The organism is Paenibacillus sp. FSL P4-0113, assembly GCF_038009305.1.
In the GTDB taxonomy this organism is placed as follows: Bacteria; Bacillota; Bacilli; order Paenibacillales; family Paenibacillaceae; genus Paenibacillus; species Paenibacillus polymyxa_D.
Genome location: NZ_JBBPAZ010000001.1, coordinates 4991856 through 5010424, shown reverse-complemented (window position 1 = coordinate 5010424; position 18569 = coordinate 4991856). Strand labels below are relative to the sequence as shown.

Below are 18569 nucleotides of genomic sequence, written 5' to 3'. Positions count from 1 at the left end.
ATAGACGAACTAGACCATTTCGATCTATATATTGTTCATTAAAAGCCGCTTATTGGATTTTCACAAAATCCTCTATCGAGTCAGTGCTTTGAAAATCGCCGCTTCAGCCAGAGAAATGGACGTAAAGGGATATACAAAAAATGCAGCTGACGAGGCAATGGAAAAACGCTCGAATCGCCCGTAGAAGGAAACAAACGGCTGATGAGATACCATAGTCTGTGTCTTGGCTCTTTTAAGGAAAGCAAGTAAGTGCGGCTGACCGGCTGATAGACAGCCCTGTTTTTGGTCATGACTTGGCTGGAGGCAGCAGCTGGAGTCATCGGGGCACAACTGGTAGCGGTGCTCATCGGGCTATGATCGTCGTTACTGGCATCTTCCGTGATGCTAGTAACGCCACGGGTGGCAAGCATGGCTGCTTCGCCAGAGGTACTGCATACTGAAGGACCGCCACCTGGAGGGGCGGCCTCCGCTTGCTCCGCCAAGGCTCTGCTGTGCAGCAGCTCTGATGGAGCAAGCCTACCTGTACCCGACCCGTGGGTGATCGGGTACAGTGCGGGTACGCTGGCCTGCATGAAGGCCAGCGCGCTCAGCGCGAGCCTATGCGCCTGCCGGGTAGCCGATACCGGACGCATCGGCTCCGGTATCGGCGTACCCAACAGCGCAGCGGCGAGTGCCCAAGCCTGCCCGCCAGCAGGCAGGCCCCCGTAGCGGCGCATCATCGGCAGTAGCGCCTCCCAATCGACAGCACATATCGCAAGCCTGTCGATGTCAACCAGCCAGCGCAGCCTGAACCAACCGTGACGCGCACCATGCGCACTCAAGTACAGAAATTGATGCTCGCTGCCAAGCGTATACATACAGGACGTCATCACAGTCCTGTTGTCGGCAGATCCCAACGGTACCTGCCGAATGGCTCCTGCAGCTTTGCCCTTTTTCCGGCAGTTCCACAGCTCGTTAAAAGAGGGTTCCCCACCCCCATCCGGGTGAAGCCGCCAATGCAACTCTATCTCTACCCGTTTTTGCGGATGTAAATAGGATGCATGATGGTCCTTCCATTTCCAACTGCCAAGGACACGCACTTCTCCGCTCTTGGACGAATATCCAGCTTCCTGCATCCAATGCTCAGCCTCATCCATATCGTCAGGGGCAATGAGTAAGTCTATGTCCTTGGAAGTACGCAGAGAAACATCCCCGTATAATTGCTGCGCCAGAGCAGGCCCCTTCAACATAAGCACACGAATTCCATGAGCTATGAGCAGCCTGGTCAGACGCTCGGCTTCTGCTTGAAGATGGAGCATGCGAAGCGTGTTTCGATGATATTGCGCCTGAAGGTTTCGCAACAATTCTGCGGGAATGAATGGTTGATTCAATGTTTTTAGCTGGAGATACACCGTAGGTACCACTCGATGGTGCTCGGTCAGACGTAAAAAGCGGACCCAATCCATCTCACGCAGCTGGGTAGCAGCAGTCGTATCCTGCCAATGAATAACGTCCTTCCCCAATAGAGAGAGTAACAACGTTAATTCTTGATCCTCATTCCAATTCGCAAGTTCCAAAACAGACTTGGTGGGCATGCATTCTTCTCCTTCGTGTCTCATCGCATTAAAGTAAAGAACTACTTTTATCTTCCATATTCTTATTTGTATCCATCACAGCACGTCTTCCGAATATCCCCACCACCGTAAATGCTTCCATCTCCCGTTTCCCCGTAACATAAATCGGTCCGCTACGTACCCATGCATGTGCAGCCAAGCGTCCAGCGGCATTTTTGGCTGTACCCAGATACAGCGTGCAGTCCAGTTTCCTGCGCCCCAGCAACGTCATCGCCGCAGCGGCTTGTACAAGACAACTACTACGCCAAGGAGTATAACTGCTTGCCAGCTCTACAGCGTGTGAAATCTGCTGAATGGACTTCTCTTGCCCAACGTCACACTGCCATGGGGTTTCTTCCATACGTATGCCCCAAGCCCTTGAGTAATCCCAAAAAGAACGACGCTGGCGCAGCCTCGCCCATCCCAGCTCCAGCCAGGCTTCCGGCAACAATCTTCTGACTTCTGGAGACAGGAGAAGAAGCCGTTGTATCCGCATGTTATACCGGCTCCCGTAGAAGCTTTAACAGTCCTTCCCGCTCCAACTCAGCCACAAAGGTATGTACCTGCTGTCTGCACTGTTCCTCGTCCACCTCATATTCGTTCGTCAGGACAGTTACGATATCGCCAAGTGAAGGACCGGATTCTGCCAGTTCCCAGATTCGTCCTCCTGTGTAGCCTAAATTGTAATATTTACCAGTGTTAATGCTCATCATCACTTTTTCTCCGTCCATATCACTGACGTAGACCTCTTCATTGTAAATGACGCGATAATGATCCTTAGCTGGATTAGTGGCTGCCATAACTCTTTTCCTCCTTACGAATGAGTTCAAGTACCCGTTGTACAACCTCGGACGCAGTAAAGACGGAACTATCCCTCAGCAAGCGCCAGCCCTCCACTTTCCGAGCCATCCTAGCCGCTGTATCAAACGACCATTCACTCAAACCCATTCGCGGAATAATCACCCTGCGATATGTATGTTGTAGTAATGTATGCAAGCACTCCAGAACGTTCAAGGGCTGTTCCGTAACCGCCACTAGCTCCCCTTCGCGCATCAACGCACGGGTTGGAGAATCTGCCACCAGCTCGAATACGCCCCCTAAGGGCAGCGGATCGTTATAAAAATCATCTACGGCGGGTACGGCATATTTATTCAGCTCACCTGCAAGCGTACGCAGATCTGTGTATTGTGGCATTACAGAATTGTCGTCAGTTAGGGACTGTATGTGCTTTCTTTTGCGTACATGCTTGTTCTCCCGTAAAGCCTCCAGTTGGAGCAAGCTTTCAAGCCCCAGCTTTTGCTGCGGATAAGCTGGATACACAATGGCAGAGGAACCCGTAGCTTTTACAGCAATCACGTCATCACTAACCATCTGATAACCTGCCTGCCTAAAAACAGCAGCCAATGTCGATTTCCCCGTACCCGATTCACCCACAAATGCGTAGGCCCTCCCCCCGATGACGACCGCACTTCCGTGAATAGGTAATATTCGTCTTTGCATCAGCAGAACACCCATGCATGTACCCAGCACAAACAGCCGCACGGTGTCAGGATCAGCCCCAGAGAATATACTTACCTCGATCTCCTTGCCTTCCCTGACGGCATAAATGGCCGTGCCCGGTATTCGGAACATAAATCGCTCATCCAGCATCACAAAATTGGCCTGCTCCAGCTGACCACTCCATGCAGTCAAATCAGCCTGTCGAATGATTACATCCTCTACCACTCCTGGTGCTGCCAACATCAGCTCAGGCAGATTCAGCTCACTCGCAATCCTGAGTCCAAAGGCCGTATATTTCGTCCAACTGACATTTGCACTCCTGTCATGCACGTAGGACTCACTCCTCTGTCTTTAAAAATCCCGTCTTTATTTCTTGGGCAACACCTCTAACCCGAAAGAAATAAAGACGGCTGTATATTGAATACGAGTCCAATGGATCATGCTATTTTCGTTCATTCAATCGTTATCGGCCCAGTTGTCTGGCTTCCAGTCCAACATTGGCTGCATGTATAACATGTATAACCATCTATTAGCTTGGATTATAGATATCGGCATCGTGGTCGGACACCCAATCAATCTGTCTCCAGCCTTTACCCGCCATGGTCTGGCTAATATCCAGCACCTCTATCGTCGGTTCCTGCCATTCTTTTTTACTCATTTCATCACCTCCCCTCCAACGAATGGCGAACTGTCTGACCGAACAGATTCGATCAGTTGAATCTACAGAGAAAACGGTACACAATCAGGCTATGCATGAGTAGTCTTATATTCGGATCAGACGCCTGCTCAGGGCCGGGGTGGTGAAGTTTTGCCATAGCCGTCTTAATAAACTCAATATTGAGATATTCGGCGGCTCGTAAATCATGACACATCAGTTGAAGCTCCCCCATAAACGTATCCCAACAAGGAAGCATACGATGTAGCCAATCTGCAGGCTGCACGCCGCGTACCCGCTGGTTCAACCGAACATCATCAGGTAGATGATCACGCATGGCCGTACGAATGAGGGCACGGTCCCGACCGTTTTGTACATACTGCTCAAAAGGCACCGATAAGCAAAAGCGAATTACCCGGCTGTCCCCGGTCGGATCACGTTCCCATAGGCCGTAACGTAGTGAAAGTTTGGTCGCGACCACACCATTTTTGTTGGCAATCGCCAAATTTGAGAACTTCTCTTTTCTCGTCTGATCGGCATTTTTCATCCAACCTGTTCCGCTCAATACAGGAATATCTTCTACATTCATCCGTTGGGCAAACTCTGGGTGAATCAGTGAAGGAACGGGACTGCGATGGCCACGCCGCAGCCATAAACGAGGTTCAAGTGAAGTCGCTTTCTTCAACATCACGGGGAGTAGATGAGACATACGCCTGCCCGTAAGCTTGCTGTACCGCCTCAATCCCTGAAAGGATTGCAACCAGTGCAAATGACGAAACTGACGGGCATAATAGTCCAGTGCAGGGCCCCACGATACGGAAAAATTGCCTCGTGCCCCGGTCAACAGTACACCGACATTGTGTTCCTGCGCTTTTTCATAAAAACCTCTGATCCAGAAGGAGTTTTCAAAATATTTGTAGGGAGCCTCCATCAAATCCAGCCAAATATCAATTTCTGAAAACGGACTTTTTCCCTCAAAATCCATATAGTTCTCGTGAATGTTGCCCACATAGCGAGCCGTAGAATGAATGTAGCTTCGTTCGTTCGCCAGCAATGTAGGCGGTGTCCAGTCTGTAAAATCTTGAACAGGCACATAGCTGTAGGCATGTAGCGGCTTTTGTTGCAAGTGCAGCGCTGGCGCGGCAAAGCTGGCAACCGCTCCGGAATCCAGCCCTCCGCTCAAGGCAGCCCCTACAGCGCGATGCGTCCGTAATCGGGCAGTGACCGCCTGTGTGAACACCTCGTGGAAAGCTTCTATGTACTCACCTCCTGTTTTGAGCCGCAGTGGCTCTACCTCATCCAGGCATGCATATTTATGAAGGGTTCGCTTCCCCTCCTCCATAGTGAACCAATGTGCAGGAGGAAGCTGGTTGATATGCTTGTAGGCGGTCGTCCCGATATCGACGGATTCCTGCATGGTGCGGATGGACAAAAATTCGGCCAGCCACGGTTCATGCAGTTCTTTTCGCAGAGAGGACAGGGCCAAAAGCGGAGCGACTACCGTGCTAAACGCGAATCCTCGGTCATGTTGGTAGATGTACAGCGTACGATGGCCTGTCATATCTCGAGCACCATATAATCGATATTCCTTGGCATCCCAAATGACAAAGGCAAAATCACCTATCAGATAACTGGCTGCCTCCACTCCCCATTTGTCATATGCCAGCAAAATCAGCTCGCTGTCCGTGATATCTTGCCGCCGTTCCTGCTCAACTCCCAGCCGTTCAAACAGCTCGGAACGATTGTCAATAATCGCATCCGCCGTGATTGCCAAATCTCTTAGCTCATCATAAAAGGGAAGACGCTCATGAACAGATTCCGGGGTCACATACTGGGCATGACAACCCAAAAAAATAGAGCCTTCACACCAAGCGCATACGCGGTCAGCGGGATATTTCCGCAGGGCCTGCATCATTTTCCCGCCTTCTTCGGTGCATACAGACTCATGCCCAAAGCTATAGATTCCGGCAATCGCACTCACGTTCTTCCCCCTTTTTCTTTTCCTATACTTGATAATGCTACAGACGCCAAGTACCTGAGTTTACGGGCCAAGAGGCTGCGAGATCGGAGACCTTGATGTGGGCGTTGATAGCTTTGAAGCTGAGCGATAAGACGGTTCCGCTCCTCATAGCTATGTGCCAACCTGTTTTCCAGTGATTGGATCCGTCGATCGTTCACGCTCTGGTCCACATGCATCCATGTCGGATCTTGGGGTGGAGTATGATGGATTGCATTTGTCATGAGTTCTCTGTTATCTGTATCCTGTTCTTCCAGCATCCGATAAGCTGCCTTCCATTCAAAGCCGCTTTGCTGGAGGAATTGTTGTGTACGTCGACTCAGCAGCTCCATATCTGGCTCATCTTCAAAGCGAACTCCAGTCATCTGTTCAGCCTGCTCCAGCGCTTCCGCGTAACCAAGTTGCTTAAACATGCGGGACCCAATGCTTCTGCAATACAGCTCAATTTCCCTTTTACTCAACACATGTTGCCAGCTATGTACCGAATCCTGATGCGCCTGTTCATGCTCTCCTACGAATGGATCGCCCGCTCCCATACTATAAAAAAGACTGGATTTGGGCGTATCCGCGAAATCTCCGTACTTTTCCATCCCCGCTTCATAATGGATTCCCAAAAAACTGCACAGTTTCTCGATCTCCATCGTTGGATTGGATACGAGCTGTTCATATCTAAGCGGGTATGCAAGTGGATGAGGTGTAGCAAAATAATGAGTATAACGGAACAAACCAACCGTAATATCCGTCATTTTCATATTAAAATGCGGACTCCCCAGTTCCTCCAGTAGTTGAAAACGTCCGTTCCGTAGCTGATTGACCTTTTTGAATGAGGCCACAATGGCCAAAGGGTTTCGGATAAGCCACAACCTGCGGGCAGCAGGGAATAAACGGTCTATAAATTCCAGCACCGTATAGTAACGCGGGGATTTGTCGATAAGCATATCTGCTGTTGTACCTTGAAGCAAACCATTATATATTTCAAGTGCATACGAACGGGAGGCCTGCTCCAATACGTCGGAGGGGACCATACCTTTAAAAAATTGCCGGAGTATCCCTGTTCCTCCATATGGGCGTGTATGTGACTGCGGAAGATCATATAAACTGAGCAGAAACCACATTTCCTGCGTGGCAAACAGGCGGGAATGGTTTTGCAAAATGGCGGTAAGCAACGAGCTTCCACTCCGAGGGACACTTAACAGGAATACCAGCCCTCCGCCTTGCTTTTCAATCAAGCAAACTCCTCCTCTACCTCTGCTCAAGACACTTTAATAGATACATATCGTATTTTTATTATAAATTTATGATACATAATGTATCTTGTCAATCCTTTTGATGGATAAATTCAGCACTTCACGTTCATGTTAAACCCTATGTAGATCTAAAAGCTTAACAATCAGCCTGTAAATAAAGATTTTGCTGCATATTAGCCAAAGGAGGATAGCACAATGGGACAAGCTGTTAAAGGTACTATTACCATTGAAGGTCAGGAAATTCCTATCACCAACCCGGATAAACCGCTGTGGCCTGAAGCAGGCGTGACTAAGGCGCTGTATCTTCGCAAGCTCGCGGTACTGGCTCCCTTCCTGCTCAAATATTGTCATCATCGTCTGCTGACCGTCATCCGCTGGCCACATGGGATTCACGGTGATTTTTTTTATCAGAAAAATGCCCCACGTCCTCGGCCGGACTATATTGAAACCGCCCTGCATGATGGCATTGAATATATCGTGCTCGGCAAATTGCCACAACTCCTCTGGCTTGGTAATCAAGCTGCGTTGGAATTCCACCCCTCTCTGCACGAAGCGGGAAACAAGCTGCCCTGTGAATGGATGATTGACCTTGATCCATCCAGAGAGGTGGAGCCACGTATTATGGAGGCAGCCTCTATTGTCGGTGAAGTACTGGCTTCGCTTGGTTTGGACTCCGTCCCCAAAACATCCGGGGCCACAGGTGTACAAATTATCGTTCCGATCCGTACAGGCATAACCTTCGACGAACTTCGCAGCATCGGGCTATTAGTCGGACAGTTTGTGACAGAAAAGCACCCGCATCTGTTCACACTCGAAAGGTTAAAGAAGGATCGTGGAACAGCCATCTATTTTGATTATTTGCAGCATTATCAGGGGAAAACTCTGGCCGCTCCTTATACCCCGCGGGCACGCCCCGGCGCTACGGTCTCCACCCCGCTAACATGGGAAGAGGTACGGCAAGATGTATCACCACTTGACTACCATTTGCTGAATATTGAGGAACGACTAAATCAGGTAGGCGACTTGATCGACAAGGTTCCTCCCCAACCTGTAGAAGATGTCCTCAAGCATATGCGCACCAAGGCACACCGAACCTGATCCATGCTTGGAAGAACAAAAAAGGGGACGAACCCCGCAGCCATTAGGCTGAGGAATTGTCCCCTTGCGCTAGTGTATTCCTTTTTTCTTAAAGCGTCCGCCCTTCACATCGTGAATGTTACCGATCGCAACGAAAGCGTGCGGGTCCCAATCTTCAACGATGCTCTTCAGCTTCGCTTCCTCCAGTCGGGTGATGACGACGAAAATCACTTTCTTGCTTTCGCCTGTAAAGCCACCTTCACCTTCCAGATAAGTTACGCCCCGTCCAAGACGATCCGTCAGGGCATCCCCGATATCACGGTATTTGTCACTAATAATCCAGACCGATTTGGACTGATCCAGACCTTCAATCGTAATATCAATCATTTTCATGGCGATATAATAAGCAATCATGGAATACAGGGCATTTGGCCAACCGAACACAAAACCTGCACTTCCCAGAATGAATATGTTAACGAACAGTACGATCTCACCGACCGAAAAAGGAGTCTTTTCACTGACGAGAATAGCTACGATCTCTGTTCCATCCAGCGAACCGCCGGACCGAATCACAAGACCCACCCCAACACCGAGAATGACGCCCCCAAAAATAGCGCCGAGCAGCGGTTCACCAGGAGTCAACGCACTTACATTGTGAAGTAACGCGGTTCCAATGGACATAACGACGATACCGAATAATGTGGATAAAGCGAAGGTTTTACCAATTTGTTTGTAGCCGATAAGTAAAAATGGAAGGTTCAACAGGGTCAGGAAAATACCGAGCGGATAGCCAGTAATCTTGGAGGCCATAATGGAAATACCTGTAACGCCTCCGTCAATAACGCCGTTAGGAACCAGAAATATTTCCAATCCCACTGCCATCAGAGCTGCACCAACTACAATCATGGCTGCACGCTGAAACAGGCGTTTTACTTTGTTCTTCGGATTAGCTGGAATTTTGCTGATCTTGGTCAACTCTCCGGTCACATCTGTAATCTCAGATAAACTTTGGACTTCCTTGCTCACTACACTCATATATAAATCCCCCCGTTACAGTATGATATATTGGACAAAAAAGGGGCTGCTATCCGCAGTCCCCTATTCTTTACCGCGCTATTTATATAAATAGTATATCACAAAACTGTGATTTCGCGCAAAAAAGTTAGCAAAGAGCACATAAATCACAATAAAGCGGGATTATAGCGATAAAAACGGCGAAAATCGCCTTTATAGGAGTGGAGAGAGCATGCGAGTTAGAATTTCAGCTGTTTTCTGAGATCTAGGCCGTCTGCGGAACACGTTTAAATCTATGCGTGAGGAGTTGGAAATGTCCTCTACAAAATCTGCCGAAAGCCGTTCCAGCGCTGAATTAGCAAAAACGACAGCGGTCAACTCAAAATTATAGAAAAAGCTGCGCATGTCCATATTGGCAGTCCCGACCGAGCCGAGTAAATCATCGACAATCACCACTTTGGCATGAATAAATCCTTTTCGATATTGGTAGAACTCCACCCCTGCCTCCAGCAGTTCCTGTACATAGGACAGAGACGCCAAATGAACTAACTTCGAATCGGACTGATAGGGAATAATAATTTTCACATCTACGCCACTGACTGCCGCCAGCTTGAGCGCCTCATAAATGCCCGGATCGGGAATAAAATACGGCGTCGTAATCCAAATCCGCTTTTTGGCAACTGTGAGCGCCCCAAAGCACATTTCCTGAATCGTATCCCATACCTGATCGGGACCGCTGCTCAAAATCTGTACTTCCTCATCCCCGGTACAGGTATGTGGAGGAAATAAATTCACATCCATCAGTCTCTCCCCTGAGGCCAGCTTCCAGTCACTAAGAAACGCATTTTGTAGAAAATAGACGCTATCTCCTTCAATCTGCAAATGCGTATCCCTCCAAAATCCTACTTTGGGGTATTTTCCGAGATAATCGTCGCCTACATTAATCCCTCCTACAAATCCAACCATGCCATCTACCACCACGATTTTCCTGTGATTGCGATAGTTAATCCGGCGGTCCAGTGTGGCGAAAAACGGAGGTAGAAAATAATGAAATTCCACTCCCGCCTCACTACAGGTGCGAATAAAGGAATAGGGTAAATTGTAGCTCCCCACACCGTCTACAACGAATCGTACTTTTACTCCCTCACGTGCCTTGCGGATCATGACCTCTTGAAACTTTCTTCCGATTTCGTCGGCCCGAAATATGTAAAACTCCACATGGATATGATGTTGCGCATGTTCCATCGCTGCCAGCATGGCCTCGAAGGCTTCTTCACCGTTCGTCAGCACACGTGTGCGGTTACATCCAGTCAACGGGTTTTCCGACATACGAATTAACTGGTTAAACAGGCGCTCCTGATGTTTGAAATGAGGATTATGCATTTGCTCCACATGTTCAATGACCTTGGATTGCGCCCATAGACGCTCGCGGAATTCACGAAACAGCTGCGATCCCCCTTTTCGAACCACTTTACGCTTCTGATAATCCTGTGCAACAAAGTAGTACACGACAAAGCCAATGAGCGGGAAGCAAAACAAAATAAAAAGCCAGGCTACCGCTTTGGACGGCTTGCGAAATTCAAAGAGCAGGATCGTCCCGGTCTGAAAAATAAAAACAATTAAAACCAACAGCAACCACAGCATGTCTAAGCCTCCTTATATATCTCAGGATTTTGCAAAATCCTCATCTACGTTTTATACTAAGCTCCAATTTTTTTGACATGTTTGCCTCTTAAGCTGAATAGATAGTAACCAAGCACTATAGGAGCGATGTCCGGAAAGGAGCGATTATGAAAAAAGGAAGCCTAAATCGCCGGATGACCCTGCTTGTTATTCGGGATGCACAGCAACCGCCCAAGCAGCTACAATGCTCTACAGCCGCTGTCATTCTCGTCCCGACTCTTGTGATCGCGTCTATCTCTACGCTCGTGATCGGGCTGCAAATCCGTTCTTCCCATATTATTTCCCAAATGGAAACGAATCTTGCTGTCCAGAGTTTGCAGATGGAGGTCACGGTAGCGGACAAGGACGCAGCCATTGGGCGACTACGGCAGGAAGTCATGGAGCTGACAAATCAAGCCACCCATATTCGTGAACGCCTTCAGCGCGTAACGGAGCTGGAACAACAAATGCAGCAATTCATTCGTAAACACGGAAACTCATCTGCCACAAGTAACCATAAAAAGACCATGACTCCGCTCTCCTGGGATGCTTCCGACCATATTGGGGGTGAGCTGATCGCAGTACATGAAAATACTGCCTTCCTAACTCGCCAGGCAATGGATGATTTTCAGGAGATCGAATCTCTGTTGGACACGGTGGAGCGTACGGTTCCCCGCTCTATTCAGCAAGCAAATGCCGTCCAGCAAAATCTGGAGCGCAAACAAGCCGCACAGTTACTCCAGACTCGTAGGCTGGCTCTTGCCGAGCAAGGGAAGCCCTCCGTTTGGCCTGTAGGTTCACGGCGAATGACCTCCAGCTTTGGCTATCGCAGCGACCCTTTTACCGGCAGATCTGCCTTTCATTCAGGCGTGGACATTGCCGGACAAACCGGTGATCCTGTCTATGCAGCAGGAGCAGGCACCGTCTTGGAAGCTGCTTCTAGCGGCGCCCGCGGCAAGTGCATCATCATCCAGCATTCTGACGGACTCCAGAGCTGGTATATGCACCTGAGCGGCATGCAGGTGACCCCGGGGGATCGTGTCCACAAAGGACAGACCATCGGTCTGCTGGGGAGTACTGGGAGAAGCACAGGACCTCATCTTCATTTTCAGATCGTCAAGCATAACCAACCTGTCGATCCATTACTGTATGTACAATGAGGATTTTTCAAAATATTTACAATAAAGGATTGGGGGAAAACCATCATGTTCAAGGAATCCAAAAAAAAGCTCTCCACCCCAGCTATGGATACACTGCTCGCTAATGGCACCAGCTTTGAAGGTACAGTTGAGGCAGAGGCCAATATTCGGATTGACGGTCATTTTCAGGGCGATATCCGCAGCACTCGTACTGTCGTCATTGGAGAATCTGCTGTTGTACGTTCGGACATCTTCGCACAAGACGTCATCCTTGCCGGTAAGGTGTTCGGCAGCATTACTACAGAAGGACGACTAACCATTACGCCGACAGGTGAGCTGTACGGAAATACCGCGACCGCTGCATTGGTCATCTCTGAAGGCGGTGTACTGGACGGCACAAGTCAAATGAACCGAACAAAGGATGTAGAGTTGTCAGCTTCTACGGATGAGCCAAACGACGAAACCCAATCTAGTTTCAGCAAAGACAGGGAGGACAGCCAAGCCACTCTGCAATCCGAAGCAGGGTAAAATCAGGATATACTCCTTTAAATCCAGTGCATTCTCCATTCATTCCATAATATCCTCCACTCTGCGTTCCAAAAATAATTGGTATACCTTGCGTATGACGATTTTTCCGCACATATACAATGGAATCACCAAAATGATGCCCAGAATCCCGAGCAGGTCACCACCAACTAACAGTAAAATAACGACAGTCAACGGATGAATATCCAGTTGCTTGCCAAAAACTATAGGTGACAGCCAATTATCCTGAATTTGCTGTGCAGCAATCACCACGACCAGCGACCAGAGCGCCATCGAAGGTGATTCGAGAAATCCAATAATAACCACGGGTATAGAAGCAGCCACTGCCCCCACATAGGGAATAAAATTAAGAAAAATCGAAATAACGGCGAGCAGCAAGGCATAAGGCAAACCAATAATTAAAAATCCAAGGAACATCATCACACCCAACGCGACATTGATCAGCACCCGACTTACGATAAAGCTGCTGAGTGCACTATCGATATCTTCCATAACCTCCAATGCGTCCTTGTGATATTTTTTAGGAAAGAAGTTTAGCATTTTAGGGCCAAACTTGCTCCCTTCCTTCAGCATGTAATAGAGCAATATGGGAAAGGTAGCCAATACGATAAAAAAGTAGGACACGAACGATACCAGCTTTACCGAATAATCAGATAGCGTCGAAAAAGCTTCGTTCAACGTATCTGACAGTTGTGACAGCGGGTCTTCACCCGGAGGCAGCACTTGTCTCAAGGATTGATTATGCCGCCATTGGCTCAATTGATCAACCAGACTTTTAATGAGCTTCGGCGCATTTTCAAATAAATTGGTTACTTGATCACGCAGTGTAGGCCACACACCCCATGAGAAAACAAACAATAACACTCCAATGACCAAATAAATCAGCAAGATGGAGATCGATCGTTTGATTTTTCTCCGTTCCATTACATCTACAATCGGCCTCAATAAATAATAGAGGAAAAAAGATAGCATTAACGGTACCACCAGCAAGCTGACCAAAGATACGAGAGGACTAAATATAAAGCTTACTTTGGTGCCCAAGTAAATGATGAGTAATAGCATGACGATACCTGTAGTTACACGAAAAAAACGATTATTTTGCAGCATACCATGCGGCCCCCTCTGTTCTGTTTCTCTCTACCTCTTTAAACGCAAAATGGCCCTATTGATTGATTCTTGCTGAAAATAGATTACAATATACCTCTGCACGCAGAATATGTAACAAAAATGACATAGATACTGGATAAACAGTGTTAAAGAGGATTTTGAAAAATCCTGAAATAACAAAAGGACGTCCAAATGCTGAGCATTTGAACGTCCTTTGTGTAACTCTAAGACACTGCGATTTAGGTTGAAACATCCCGTTTTACGAAAACCACCCAGGCAATGGCGATAAAAATTACATAATAAGCGGCCAGCACGGTGAGCGAAAAGGTTAGACTGGAACTTACCGTACCCGGCGGCATATCTAGATATTTTTTCAGATCCATATGCGTAAATAGTACATATTTGGTCCATTCAAAACGATCTGTGCTGAACAAGCCAATAGAGTTATAGATTGTTTTGGTGAACATCATGAACAGCGACAGCCCAATCGCCAAGGCACTGGAACGGAAAACAGCGGACAGCATAAAAGCAAAGGCCATCGTCACGAACAAGGCAATATAGCTATACAAGAAGTTCAACGTTACGTAAGATATCGGATCACTGAACAGCGGAACAGAACCCGCTGGTGCATCCTTGGATAACATCAGCCATGAGGACAGCGTAACCATCAAGATCAAAATGATCGTTCCGAGCAAACTGAACAAAATCACGGATATATACTTGGACAACAATATTTTGCTGCGAGTCCAAGGTCGGATGAGCAGCAGCTTAATCGTTCCCCAAGTAAATTCACCAGCCACCGAATCAGCAGCTACAATGACCGTAAACGTCGTATTGAGGAAAAACGTAAACAACGTCGTCAACGCAATCCCATCCCACACACTGACCTGATCGGAAACCAGGGAGATCAGCATCGGAATCGCAGCAGTGATGACCGCCAGCAATCCCAGCATAATCCATGTGCGCACACGCAGGTAAATTTTCAGATTTTCGTTATGTACCAGTTTGAAGAAATCACCCAATAAACCCGCCTCCCGTCACTTCCAAAAATTGATCTTCCAGCGTACGGGCAACCGGGCGAATCGCATATACTTTAATTCCGTTTGCAGCCAGCAGGCTGTTCATCTCTGCAATCTGTTCCCGCTCCAGGTGAAGCAGCAGTTGATTACCTTCAACGCGTCCTGCTCCAGCAAGCGCATAGGCTTGTTCGGCATCATTTACCTCAAAAGCAATTTCCGCCGTCTGCACTTCCTCCCCTGTGTTCTTCAGTTGCTTGATATCAACCAGCCGTCCGCTCTGAATAATGGCTACACGGTCGCACATCAGCTCCATCTCGGACAACAAATGACTTGATACGAATACGGTAATTCCCTCCGTACGGGTCAATTGACGCAAATAATCCCGCAGTTCACGAATACCCTGCGGGTCCAAACCATTGGTCGGCTCGTCCAGCACAAGCAGCTTCGGTCGATGCAAAATCGCCTGAGCTACTCCAAGTCGCTGTCGCATCCCGAGCGAATAGGTTTTTACTTTATCGTGAATCCGGTTTCCGAGTCCCACCAAACGAATCGCTTCATCCACGCGTTCTTAGGTCACCCCAGGAGACATTCGCGCAAAATGCTGCAAATTTTGATAGCCTGTCAAAAACTTGTACATCTCCGGGTTCTCAACAATCGCTCCGACATGGGAAACGGCCTTTTCAAAATCAGTATTAATGCTGTCTCCACAAATATGAATATCGCCCTTGCTGATCGAAATCAGGCCAACCATCATACGGATGGTTGTCGTTTTTCCCGCACCATTGGGTCCAAGGAAACCAAATACCTGCCCCGCCGGAACCTCCAGCGTCAGATCATCCACGATCGCTTTGGAGGAAATGATTTTACTCACACCCTCCATACGTATGACGGGAACCTGTCCTGTCGCTTGCTGCATGCTATGAAACTCCTTCCATCCGGAGTGAAGCTGTTATCCATTTACTGTACATTTCCGGTTTTGGAAGTATTGTACCATATTTAACCTTTTAGAAACACCTCGCAACCTCTATTCCTTGTCCTTGTATATCCAAAGCACCCGCCATTTCTCATCTTCCTGCGTCACATAACAAGGCTGTACGATATCAAAATTACCGAATCGGGTCTTGTAATGCTGAGTGACCGTAATACGGTAAACTTTCCCTAACTCTTCTCCATTCTGATCCGTACGAATGTCATATTCAGTCTGCGGCTCCCCCAGTTCAAACGTGAACGTATCCGTCCCCATATCCTGCATAAAAACGTGCGCACGCTGCTGTACATACGTAGATTTCTCGAATTTCTTTTTTATTTGCGAATGAAAAAGCTCCCATGAACCTCCGAAATTTCCCGATTGCTCCATCGTGTAGAACTCGTTCAGTGCTTCTACCGCTTGATCGCCCTCGCCTGTAGACATCACCCCACGCAGACCCAGCCACAGCAGCCATAACAATCCACCTATGATGGCAAAATATAATAGCTTACGAACGAACGCCGAAGCCGCTCTTCTTCTAAACAGCACACACTGCCCCTCCCTCTGTTGGACTATACCGAATTCTCTACAGATGTATGTGGGACAAGCCTTTTTTAGAAGACTTTAGAAGAAAATAACGGGTGACCTCCCAACAGGGCACCCGCCTACATAAGGCTTACCTAAGGCGATATGGTAGTGGTAAGCATATGCTTCTCCAGCACTCCATGGATACGCTGGCGTTCCTGTTCATCCACCATGTAATAATACACCCCGTTGATTTTACGCCCATGTCCCTTCAGTTCAACGGTATCCGTCTGCTTGAGGGACGGACCGATCCGGGTCAGGAAGGTGGTCATATCGTCAAAGGTAATGTCTGTGCGAATCTGCTCCCCCGCTGCCTCCAGTATCGGTTTTACCCTCAACAGCCCTTCCTTGCTGATGGACTGGGCAAGAATTTGCTTGAGTAGCTCCCGCTGGCGAGCATTTCTTCCGAGATCCCCACGTGGATCATCGAAACGCATACGGGCGTAGGCCAACGCCTCAGCCCCGCTCAAGTTCAAATTACCCTGTGCAAAATGATGACCCTCATATTGAAAATCAAGTGGATTATGAACCTCGACTCCCCCCACAAGGTCCACCATTTTCGCAAACCCTTCCATGTTCATCTGTACATAGTAATCTATCGGATAGTTCAAAAAATGTTCTACCGTACGGATCGACATATCCACGCCCCCAAAAGCAAAAGCGTGATTGATTTTGTCCTCACGCCCCCTACCGATCAACTCTGTTCGCGTATCGCGCGGAATGTTGAACATCAACATAGAGCCTTCGGCAGGGTTAACAGACAAGACGATCATCGTATCCGATCGTCCTGGATCGTGAGACCGCCGATCTACGCCCAGCACCAGCACGGTGAACGGCTTGAACTGGGAGATGGCTGCCGGATTGGGTGTAATTGATCCAGAGTCTGTATCTACGGATCGCCCTGCTCCGCCCGTTGCAAGGGTAGAAACCGCCCCAGGCTGCACGATGCTGCGCGGATGATACATCGCATTCGCCGCTGTTTTAAAAGAATGATACACATAAGCGGTGTAGGCAGTAGCCCCTATGACCAATAACGCCGCAGCCCCCAATGTTATCTTCAGCCACCGTTTCATATGCAGCCTCCCCTTTACGGATTTACTACAGACTGATGACGATCTACATCCAGATTGTTCATCTGTGGCCTACCGACAGAATAGTATGCAAAGACGGATTGTCTGATTTGCTCCTCGCTATACACATTGCGTCCATCGATCATAATAGGATACTTCATAAGCTCATTCAGCTCACCCAGCCCGATTTCACCAAACTCCTCCCATTCCGTCAATAGACACAGTGCGTCGCATCCCTCTGCTGCTTCCCGTGCGCTATCTGCCCACGTTACTTCCGAGCTGTCCAGCAGTCTGCGGAAGTTAGCGGTAGCGATCGGGTCATATGCACGGATTTGCGCCCCTGCCTCCAGCAGCGACTGCATAATATCCAGCGCCGGGGCATCTCTTACGTCATCTGTATTCGGTTTAAAGGCCAGTCCCCATATACCAATCGTTGCTCCTTCCAGATCACCCAGCGCCTCTTTCAGCTTACGAATCACGTTAAAGCGTTGACCCTGATTCACTTCCACCACAGATTTCAGCAGCTTGAATTCATAGTCCACGTTGCCTGCAATTTGGATTAGAGCTTGTGTATCCTTTGGGAAACAGGAACCCCCATAGCCGATACCTGCTGACAAAAAGGAGGAGCCGATCCGCTGATCCAGCCCCATACCGTGTGCCACACGTGTAACGTCTGCGCCCACCTTTTCGCAAATATTTGCAATCTCATTAATAAACGAAATTTTGGTCGCCAAAAAAGCATTCGACGCATACTTGATCATCTCCGCCGAACGGATATCTGTGGTTACGATATTTGTCGTCAACGGCTCGTGCAGTGTAGTGAGCACTGCGGACACATGCGGATCGGAAGCCCCGATGATGATTCGATCTGGCTGTAAGGTGTCTAGGACTGCTGAACCTTCGCGCAAAAATTCAGGAACCGAAGCCACACCAAAAGAATAGTTTGTGCGGCTCGCAATCCAATTTTGAATGCGTTCGTTCGTTCCGACAGGCACCGTGCTTTTGGTGACAATGACTTTGTAGCCATTCATGGCGTCTGCCACCTCGCAGGCTGCTTCTTCAATATAGGACAGGTTCGCTTCCCCGCCCGGCAGTGAAGGCGTGCCGACCGCCAAAATAACAATTTCAGCCGCCTCTACCGAAGCTGCCGTATCTGTTGTAAAGCTTAGTCGGCCTTGTTCTACATTATCTTTAATTAGAGCCTTTAATCCCGGTTCATAAATCGGCACCCCACCTGCACGCAGCTGAAGAATTTTGTCCTCATTCTGATCTACACAGACGACGGTATTCCCGAGTGCGGCAAAACAGACCCCCGACACCAGCCCCACATACCCCGCACCTATTACACATAGCTTCAAAGCAACTCCCCCTT

At 48.5% G+C, this 18569-nt stretch carries 17 protein-coding genes and 1 pseudogene; 3 read left to right on the top strand and 15 right to left on the bottom strand.

The window, feature by feature from the left end; genetic code table 11:
- Nucleotides 1–80: 80 nt before the first annotated feature.
- The 7 genes from MKX46_RS21830 to MKX46_RS21800 form a co-directional block, all read right to left on the bottom strand.
- Nucleotides 81–1574 carry a nucleotidyltransferase domain-containing protein gene (locus tag MKX46_RS21830; RefSeq protein WP_069011102.1) on the bottom strand — a complete coding sequence of 498 codons (1494 nt, stop codon included), beginning with the start codon at nt 1572–1574 and terminating at the stop codon, nt 81–83.
- A gap of 28 nt (nt 1575–1602) precedes the next feature.
- On the bottom strand, nt 1603–2088 hold the full coding sequence (locus tag MKX46_RS21825) for a lasso peptide biosynthesis B2 protein (protein ID WP_029516230.1): 486 nt from the start codon (nt 2086–2088) through the stop codon (nt 1603–1605).
- 1 nt (nt 2089) lies between these two features.
- Nucleotides 2090–2392 carry a lasso peptide biosynthesis PqqD family chaperone gene (locus tag MKX46_RS21820; RefSeq protein WP_029516229.1) on the bottom strand — a complete coding sequence of 101 codons (303 nt, stop codon included), beginning with the start codon at nt 2390–2392 and terminating at the stop codon, nt 2090–2092.
- Entirely contained in the window at nt 2379–3422 is a 1044-nt protein-coding gene (locus MKX46_RS21815) for a serine kinase (protein WP_341071775.1), read from the bottom strand. The genes MKX46_RS21820 and MKX46_RS21815 overlap by 14 nt, the downstream gene beginning before the upstream one ends.
- Before the next feature lie 199 nt (nt 3423–3621).
- Complete coding sequence (locus MKX46_RS21810; protein WP_134902123.1) at nt 3622–3750, bottom strand: paeninodin family lasso peptide; 129 nt, start codon at nt 3748–3750, stop codon at nt 3622–3624.
- A 52-nt stretch (nt 3751–3802) separates the two neighbouring features.
- Nucleotides 3803–5728 carry an asparagine synthase-related protein gene (locus MKX46_RS21805; RefSeq protein ID WP_029516227.1) on the bottom strand — a complete coding sequence of 642 codons (1926 nt, stop codon included), beginning with the start codon at nt 5726–5728 and terminating at the stop codon, nt 3803–3805.
- Complete coding sequence (locus MKX46_RS21800; protein ID WP_029516226.1) at nt 5725–6993, bottom strand: sulfotransferase family protein; 1269 nt, start codon at nt 6991–6993, stop codon at nt 5725–5727. Before MKX46_RS21800 ends, MKX46_RS21805 begins: the two co-directional genes overlap by 4 nt.
- 213 nt (nt 6994–7206) lie before the next feature.
- Between MKX46_RS21800 and ligD the strand changes: the two genes are divergently transcribed.
- Entirely contained in the window at nt 7207–8109 is a 903-nt protein-coding gene (gene ligD, locus MKX46_RS21795; RefSeq protein ID WP_029516225.1) for a non-homologous end-joining DNA ligase, read from the top strand.
- A 69-nt stretch (nt 8110–8178) separates the two neighbouring features.
- Here the strand turns inward: ligD and MKX46_RS21790 are convergent, their stop codons facing one another.
- Nucleotides 8179–9123: a YitT family protein gene (locus MKX46_RS21790; RefSeq protein WP_029516224.1), complete on the bottom strand. Its 945-nt coding sequence runs from the start codon at nt 9121–9123 to the stop codon at nt 8179–8181.
- A 192-nt stretch (nt 9124–9315) separates the two neighbouring features.
- On the bottom strand, nt 9316–10746 hold the full coding sequence (cls, locus tag MKX46_RS21785) for a cardiolipin synthase (RefSeq protein ID WP_069011100.1): 1431 nt from the start codon (nt 10744–10746) through the stop codon (nt 9316–9318).
- A 146-nt stretch (nt 10747–10892) separates the two neighbouring features.
- Between cls and MKX46_RS21780 the strand changes: the two genes are divergently transcribed.
- Nucleotides 10893–11924 (top strand): M23 family metallopeptidase, encoded by a 1032-nt coding sequence (locus MKX46_RS21780; RefSeq protein ID WP_209949654.1) that lies wholly within the window; start codon nt 10893–10895, stop codon nt 11922–11924.
- 45 nt (nt 11925–11969) lie between these two features.
- Nucleotides 11970–12431, top strand: a complete 462-nt coding sequence (locus MKX46_RS21775; protein WP_029516221.1) for a bactofilin family protein — start codon at nt 11970–11972, stop codon at nt 12429–12431.
- Nucleotides 12432–12470: 39 nt separating this feature from the next.
- Here MKX46_RS21775 and MKX46_RS21770 read toward each other — a convergent pair whose 3' ends face one another.
- The 6 genes and pseudogenes from MKX46_RS21770 to MKX46_RS21745 form a co-directional block, all read right to left on the bottom strand.
- The gene (locus tag MKX46_RS21770) at nt 12471–13556 is read right to left on the bottom strand and encodes an AI-2E family transporter (protein ID WP_029516220.1); all 1086 of its coding nucleotides are present in this window, start codon (nt 13554–13556) and stop codon (nt 12471–12473) included.
- A gap of 239 nt (nt 13557–13795) precedes the next feature.
- Complete coding sequence (locus tag MKX46_RS21765; protein WP_029516219.1) at nt 13796–14578, bottom strand: ABC transporter permease; 783 nt, start codon at nt 14576–14578, stop codon at nt 13796–13798.
- Nucleotides 14571–15491, bottom strand: a pseudogene (locus tag MKX46_RS21760) (ABC transporter ATP-binding protein). Before MKX46_RS21760 ends, MKX46_RS21765 begins: the two are co-directional and overlap by 8 nt.
- A gap of 108 nt (nt 15492–15599) precedes the next feature.
- Nucleotides 15600–16091, bottom strand: a complete 492-nt coding sequence (locus MKX46_RS21755) for a hypothetical protein (protein WP_029516217.1) — start codon at nt 16089–16091, stop codon at nt 15600–15602.
- A gap of 131 nt (nt 16092–16222) precedes the next feature.
- Nucleotides 16223–17200: an LCP family glycopolymer transferase gene (locus tag MKX46_RS21750; RefSeq protein WP_029516216.1), complete on the bottom strand. Its 978-nt coding sequence runs from the start codon at nt 17198–17200 to the stop codon at nt 16223–16225.
- A gap of 14 nt (nt 17201–17214) precedes the next feature.
- On the bottom strand, nt 17215–18555 hold the full coding sequence (locus MKX46_RS21745; RefSeq protein ID WP_029516215.1) for a UDP-glucose dehydrogenase family protein: 1341 nt from the start codon (nt 18553–18555) through the stop codon (nt 17215–17217).
- Between the last annotated feature and the right edge of the window lie 14 nt (nt 18556–18569).

What these genes read in the sequence shown, in the direction of transcription:
- MKX46_RS21825 (WP_029516230.1), bottom strand. Translation starts at nt 2,088, where the DNA reads ATGCGGATACAACGGCTTCTTCTCCTGTCTCCAGAAGTCAGAAGATTG.
- MKX46_RS21830 (WP_069011102.1), bottom strand. Translation starts at nt 1,574, where the DNA reads ATGCCCACCAAGTCTGTTTTGGAACTTGCGAATTGGAATGAGGATCAA.
- MKX46_RS21790 (WP_029516224.1), bottom strand. Translation starts at nt 9,123, where the DNA reads ATGAGTGTAGTGAGCAAGGAAGTCCAAAGTTTATCTGAGATTACAGAT.
- ligD (WP_029516225.1), top strand. Translation starts at nt 7,207, where the DNA reads ATGGGACAAGCTGTTAAAGGTACTATTACCATTGAAGGTCAGGAAATT.
- MKX46_RS21775 (WP_029516221.1), top strand. Translation starts at nt 11,970, where the DNA reads ATGTTCAAGGAATCCAAAAAAAAGCTCTCCACCCCAGCTATGGATACA.
- MKX46_RS21750 (WP_029516216.1), bottom strand. Translation starts at nt 17,200, where the DNA reads ATGAAACGGTGGCTGAAGATAACATTGGGGGCTGCGGCGTTATTGGTC.
- MKX46_RS21810 (WP_134902123.1), bottom strand. Translation starts at nt 3,750, where the DNA reads ATGAGTAAAAAAGAATGGCAGGAACCGACGATAGAGGTGCTGGATATT.
- cls (WP_069011100.1), bottom strand. Translation starts at nt 10,746, where the DNA reads ATGCTGTGGTTGCTGTTGGTTTTAATTGTTTTTATTTTTCAGACCGGG.
- MKX46_RS21820 (WP_029516229.1), bottom strand. Translation starts at nt 2,392, where the DNA reads ATGGCAGCCACTAATCCAGCTAAGGATCATTATCGCGTCATTTACAAT.
- MKX46_RS21770 (WP_029516220.1), bottom strand. Translation starts at nt 13,556, where the DNA reads ATGCTGCAAAATAATCGTTTTTTTCGTGTAACTACAGGTATCGTCATG.
- MKX46_RS21780 (WP_209949654.1), top strand. Translation starts at nt 10,893, where the DNA reads ATGAAAAAAGGAAGCCTAAATCGCCGGATGACCCTGCTTGTTATTCGG.